Origin of the sequence: Candidatus Cryosericum odellii, assembly GCF_003570935.1 — a bacterium.
GTDB classification, from domain to species: domain Bacteria; phylum Caldisericota; class Caldisericia; order Cryosericales; family Cryosericaceae; genus Cryosericum; species Cryosericum odellii.
Genome location: NZ_QXIU01000041.1, coordinates 1 through 5790, shown reverse-complemented (window position 1 = coordinate 5790; position 5790 = coordinate 1). Strand labels below are relative to the sequence as shown.

Below are 5790 nucleotides of genomic sequence, written 5' to 3'. Positions count from 1 at the left end.
ATGGAGAAGTGGATTTGCACTGTATGTGGATACGTCTACGACCCGGCTGTCGGTGACAGCACGCAAGGAATCAACCCCGGCATTAAGTTTGAGGATCTTCCTGAAAGTTGGGTCTGCCCAGACTGTGGCGCCAGCAAGGACCTTTTTGAGAAAGCGTGACACCCGACGGTCGCAATGAAGTACCTCATTGCCGGAGGCTGGGCTGCCGGCACAGCGGCGGCCCTGCATCTGCGAAAACTTGATTCGTCCTCGGAGATCACGATTGTCGACGCTGAGTCTGTAGCCTATTATCCTCGCCCTGACTTGATCGAGTACCTGGCTGGTCGCAAGTCCAAAGACCAGCTTATTGTGCACGGGGCGAGCTGGTATGGCGAGAACAGGATAACTCTCATCAGTGGACGCCGCATTATGCACGTGCACGCCATAGAGCACGAAGTGACGCTCGACGACGGCACTGTACTTTCCTACGACAGGCTGTTGCTGGCAAACGGGGCATCACCTTTTGTGCCGCCCCTGCCCGGCGCCGACCAAGCCGGTGTCTTCACCCTCAGAACACTCGATGATGCAGATGCTTTGCTGGCACGCATCGTTCCAGGTGCCACCGTGGTCGTCGTGGGCGGGGGCCTGCTGGGTCTTGAAGCAGCGAGAGCTTTGGCAGAACGAGGAATGAAAGCCACCATCATCGAGTTTGCCGGCCGACTGTTGCCCAACCAGCTTGACGAACGCTCAGCGGAGATGCTCGTGGAACACCTCCAAGCATCAGGCATCACAGCTCTCCTCGGCGCCGAGTCTCAGCAAATTGTTTCAGGAGAACATGGCGCAACAGGCGTCCTCCTCAAGGACGGCCGCCTCGCACAAGGAGAGTTCATTCTGTTCTCAACCGGAGTCCGTCCCAATGTCACCATCGCTCAGGAAGCGGGTATCGCCATAGGACGAGGCATTCAAGTGAATGATTCGATGCAAACGTCTGCACCTGACGTCTATGCCGCCGGCGACGTCGTCGAGCATCGCGGACGTGTCTACGGTATCGTCCCTCCCTGCCTGGAACAAGCCCGAGTAGCGGCTCAGAACATGGTGTCCCCTGGAACAGCTACGTACGAGGGAAGTATTATGTCGAGTTCGCTCAAGACTTGCGGAATCGACGTTCTCAGCATGGGCAACATCAATCCGACCCAGGAGCAGCATGTCCAAGTGATTCAGGCACAAGGGCAACAGGCCTATCGCAAGGTTGTTCTCGAGAATGGCATCATTGTCGGCGTTATCCTCTACGGAACAATGAACGGAGCGCGGCAGCTACAACAGGCGCTAAGATCGCACACCGATCTCATGGCGTTTCAGGACCGACTGGCTGACCTTGACTGGGATTTCGCCGGCATGTAGCTTTGGCCCGCGATCGAGCAACTAATGACCTCATGCGGGGCCCCGCATCACTGCGGGGCGCTTCTTTATACCCCTGAGTCCCAATCGCCCGAGAAGGTCGTCTCGAGAGTCGAGATAACCATGCTGTCGTCCGTCACGACTCCAACTTCACGATTCTCATCGAGTGAGCCGGCGCTGAGATTATGTGATCCGACATACGCCAGGTGCTTATCCACCACGATATACTTCGCGTGGAGATAAGGAGTCTCGAGGTACCGGATGGTGACACCTGTCCCTTCCAGTTCCGATCTTGTCACAGCGTTACTGGCAATGCTCTCCGGTGCTGCAACCAGAACACGCACTATGACTCCCCGCCCAGCGAGATCCTGCAAGAGCTTGCACGTCTCCGGGTCATCGAGTACCTCGCTTGCGATGTCCACGCTGTGGGAAGCTCCTCTCAGCAAACCAAGAAGACGTTGTCGAGCATTCACAGGGCTGACGACAAGCGACCCGGCAGCACACGGATTTCGCTGTCGATCTGCCGAGAAAATGCGCACCAGGTCTCCCACCACGCTCTGGCTAGAAGTCCTGATAAGGATTTCGCGGTTCTTGTCGAAGGCACTTTTACTGAGATTGGCCGTCATGACCCAGGCAGTGGTCTCATCAATGACGATGTACTTGGCGTGCGTGAACGAGTAGACCCTGTTGCCCCAGTTGGCATCGATGCCGGAGCTTCTCAGCTCGTTGCGAACTGTCTGGTTCATGGAGAACCCCCCGAATGGCGCCTCCTCCATGATGACCCGCACATCGCATCCGTGCAGCTTGGCAGTCTGCAACGCCTGAACAATCGAAGGGTCGGAGATCAGATAACACTCCACCAAAACCGACTTTCGCGCGTTCAGAATGTCATCCACAACAAGACTCCGCACCTGTTCACTGGGTGTCACGACACAAAGGGCCTCGGCACCCAGAGGTACGACCGGAGTAACAGAAGCAGGCGCGGCGCCTCGAAAACCCATCCAGCCGAGCCCCAATGCGGCCACCAGCACTGCCGCGATAAGTACACTGAACCACTTGATCTCTTTTCCTGACATCCTTAGATAATATCAGGCCGACAGCGCCTGACAAGTGGGACGTTTGCTACCGTGTCAGAAAAACGTTGCGCAGCAACGAGAAATGGCTACACTTGGACGGGAAGCGAAGCACTTTTACCCGCAATCCTGCACGAGAAGCTCTTTCTGGAGGCAACGGAAGTGACTAGCGAGCGAACACTCTTGATGGTAAAACCGGACGGCGTACGCCGCAGTCTCGTCGGTCTGATCATTACGCGTATTGAGCAGAAAGGTTTTGTGATCTCGAACATGCGGATGTTTCGCATGGACGACGTATTCGCACGCATCTTCTATGCTGAACACGATGGTCGTGACTTCTTTCCCGCACTGCTTTCCTTCATGACATCAGGTCCCGTCGTTGCCCTTCAGGTCGAATCGCCCAACGCAATAGCGCTTGTTCGAACAACAATCGGGGCGACCAGACCCGAAGACCGGTTGCCCGGCACGATTCGAGCAGACTTCTCCACTCAACTGACCGAGAATGTGGTACATGCATCCGCATCCCCAACCGATGCAGAACGAGAGTTGGCGCTTGTCTTTGGGGACTTCCATGCAACCCTTGGCACTGTACATGAATAAACGCCCGGAATCAAGAATCAACCATAGAGGAGTGCGGACACCATGAGGGAGACAGCTGTCGAACTTGAGTCCCTACTGCGCGGCATCTCATACTGGATCAAGAAGAAGGGGCGCGATGCATTGTCGAGTGTAAAAATCACGCTGCCCCAGTTCCAGGTACTCCAGCTTGTCTACTTTGGTGAGGCCGTCAACGTCAAAGACCTCACACACCTTACAGGCCTCGCTGCATCCACTGTCTCAGAGATGGTCGATCGCCTCGTCGAACTCGCCTATGTCACCAAGACACAGAACGTACTGGACAGGCGGCAGGTCGTCCTGAAGTGCACAAAGCAGGGAGCCTCGATCATTCGGAAAGTCATCCGACAGCGTATCCAGACAGTGCAGGAGGTTACGAAGAGTATGAAGCCCGATTCAGCCGACTTCCTTGTGGCCATGTTGACCGAGTTCGTAGAGTTGTGCAAGTAATACTGCGTGCACCCTCCACTGGACCCCGGCTGAACCTAGTCCCCCGTCCGCTGAATCAAAACAGCAAGTTTTCGTAAATCACCTTGGATGACCTGCATGTACTGGGGATTCCTTAGGGCCGCGGCCGGGTGATATGTTGGCATAAAACGCTGTTCATCCTTGACCAGAATTGTGCCACGCACCTGCCCGATGGAGTATTGTTCTCCAAAGAAGAAGCGCAGTGCTGTATTGCCAAGGAGGCAGATGATCTCGGGCTCTACGATGGCCAACTGCGCATACAGGTAGAGCGAGCAGGCAGCCACCTCAGAAGGCTCCGGCACTCGATTGTTCGGGGGTCTGCACTTCACAATATTGCATATGTAGCAGTCTTTACGGCTCATTCCCTCAGCTATCAGCATTCTGTCCAACAAACGTCCCGCCTGACCGACGAATGGAACCCCCGACAAGTCCTCCTCACGCCCCGGACCTTCACCCACAAAACAGATGTGGGCGTGAGCTGATCCGACGCCCGGGACAGCCTTCGTCCGGGTGGCCCCTAGCTTACAGTTCTGACAGGACACGACCTCCTCGGCAATTGAAGCCAGGAGAGTCTCTTTCAAGTCAGACACCTGAGGACCCAAAGCCACCAGCCCCCCTCTCGGTCGGCGCGATTTCGTCGACGGCCACAAGACAAACATTCGGAACCTCAATGAACACTAGCTGTGCGATGCGGTCTCCCGGGAACACCGAGAAGGGACTATCACCGAAGTTCGCCAGCACGACCTTCACTTCGCCACGATAGTCGCTATCGATCGTACCTGGCGAGTTTAGGACAAATATGCCGTTTCTGGCTGCCAGGCCGGAACGACTGCGAACCTGCCCTTCGAGGCCAGGAGGCAACTCAAGTGCCAACCCCGTCCGCACGAGTACGACAGCTCCAGTCGGGATAATCAGCTCCCCGTCTTCTGCACTTGCAAGATCATAGCCTGACGACCCTGACGTCGCACGCACCGGTTGCCCTGCGCGAGGAACCAGTCTGTGAATGCCTACGCGCAACTCAGTGTTTTTCGGGTCCATGAACAATCGACACTGCCAGCTGGGTGGTGTCAAAAACGTCATCGATAACACCCAATGCTTCGCCGAGCGTAATCGAGTTGACCTGTTCGGTGACATCCGCGACCGTCCGTATCCGGTCTCTCATGTAAAGTTCGGAAGCGTTTCGATGCATACGACGGAAGAAGGATTCCAACGAAAGCAGAAATCCGCCGAGAACAGTCTCCTTGGCATGCTGAAGTTCAGCCATGCTGATCTTGTCCTGCCGCATGTTCTCGATCTCCTCGCGGATGACCTGCTGGACACGCGAAGCGTTCTCGGGCGAACTTTCGGCCGAGACGCCAAGCAATCCAGTATTGCTGAAACTCATGGGAAAAGAACCAATGCTGTAGACAAGAGCCTCCTTCTCGCGGGCCCTCTGGAATAGGCGACTCGACATGTTACCCCCGAAGATACTGGATACGAGATTCAGGACGGACCCCTGCTTCGAATACTGAGGAAAGCCGGGGAGCGCCATCGCCATATACACCTGCTCCGTGGGACGCTCTGTCTCTCTGCAAACAGCAGCCCGGATGGGAATTCCCCACTCGGCCCTTCCTGGTCCTTTCGCAAGCTGCCCAAAGGAATCCTCGAGGAAACGTGCCGATGCGTCGACATCGATGTCTCCCGCAAGCGAAAGAACGATGTCGGGGGCAACAAAATGTCTATGGAAATAGTCGACAAAGTCACTCCGCCTGAACGAACGCACTGATTCTACGGTTCCGAGCGGATTCGACGCAACAGGGTCACTTCCGTAGACCCCTTTGAGAAGCTCATCCGTGACGACGTCGTCAGGACTGTCCTCAAATGAGTAGATCTCCTGTTCGATGACTCTGCGCTCAAGCTCGATGGCAGCAGGGTCGAACAAGGGATACAAGAGGATGTCGGACAGCACATCAAGAGCGAGAGGCGTGTGGATTGCCGGGACACGCATATAGAACATCGTGTACTGGGTATCGGTGAATGCGTTCAGCTCACCACCCACATTCTCGATAGCTGACGAAATCTCAAGTGAACTTCGATGCTCTGTGCCTTTGAACAGGATATGCTCCATGAAGTGACTCAACCCACGCGTATGTTCGTCCTCAAACCGGGAGCCACTAGCAATAAGGGCCCCGACCGCTGCGGTCGGGTGCCCTTTGTCAACGTCGAAAACGACGCGAATGCCATTGCTGAGTGTAATGACTTCCGGTTTGCGCTCTCC

At 55.7% G+C, this 5790-nt stretch carries 8 protein-coding genes; 4 read left to right on the top strand and 4 right to left on the bottom strand.

Going from position 1 to position 5790, the window contains the following annotated elements:
• Both SMC5_RS01535 and SMC5_RS01530 read left to right on the top strand, forming a co-directional pair.
• The gene (locus SMC5_RS01535) at positions 1-159 is read left to right on the top strand and encodes a rubredoxin (RefSeq protein WP_119119314.1); all 159 of its coding nucleotides are present in this window, start codon (positions 1-3) and stop codon (positions 157-159) included.
• Between the two features lie 15 nt (positions 160-174).
• Positions 175-1380: an NAD(P)/FAD-dependent oxidoreductase gene (locus tag SMC5_RS01530; protein WP_119119313.1), complete on the top strand. Its 1206-nt coding sequence runs from the start codon at positions 175-177 to the stop codon at positions 1378-1380.
• A 65-nt stretch (positions 1381-1445) separates the two neighbouring features.
• Here the strand turns inward: SMC5_RS01530 and SMC5_RS01525 are convergent, their stop codons facing one another.
• On the bottom strand, positions 1446-2453 hold the full coding sequence (locus tag SMC5_RS01525) for a phospholipase D-like domain-containing protein (RefSeq protein ID WP_119119312.1): 1008 nt from the start codon (positions 2451-2453) through the stop codon (positions 1446-1448).
• Positions 2454-2612: 159 nt separating this feature from the next.
• Between SMC5_RS01525 and ndk the strand changes: the two genes are divergently transcribed.
• Both ndk and SMC5_RS01515 read left to right on the top strand, forming a co-directional pair.
• Positions 2613-3050, top strand: coding sequence for a nucleoside-diphosphate kinase (gene ndk, locus SMC5_RS01520; RefSeq protein ID WP_207798954.1), 438 nt, complete (start codon positions 2613-2615; stop codon positions 3048-3050).
• Between the two features lie 42 nt (positions 3051-3092).
• Positions 3093-3515 carry a MarR family winged helix-turn-helix transcriptional regulator gene (locus SMC5_RS01515; protein ID WP_119119310.1) on the top strand — a complete coding sequence of 141 codons (423 nt, stop codon included), beginning with the start codon at positions 3093-3095 and terminating at the stop codon, positions 3513-3515.
• A 35-nt stretch (positions 3516-3550) separates the two neighbouring features.
• Here the strand turns inward: SMC5_RS01515 and SMC5_RS01510 are convergent, their stop codons facing one another.
• From SMC5_RS01510 to SMC5_RS01500, 3 genes are all read right to left on the bottom strand, one after another.
• Complete coding sequence (locus SMC5_RS01510) at positions 3551-4192, bottom strand: uracil-DNA glycosylase (protein ID WP_119119309.1); 642 nt, start codon at positions 4190-4192, stop codon at positions 3551-3553.
• Positions 4116-4571, bottom strand: a complete 456-nt coding sequence (dut, locus tag SMC5_RS01505; protein ID WP_119119308.1) for a dUTP diphosphatase — start codon at positions 4569-4571, stop codon at positions 4116-4118. The genes SMC5_RS01510 and dut overlap by 77 nt, the downstream gene beginning before the upstream one ends.
• The coding region (locus SMC5_RS01500; RefSeq protein WP_133299137.1) for a M16 family metallopeptidase at positions 4552-5790 on the bottom strand (1239 nt) is incomplete at its 5' end. The genes dut and SMC5_RS01500, both read right to left, overlap by 20 nt.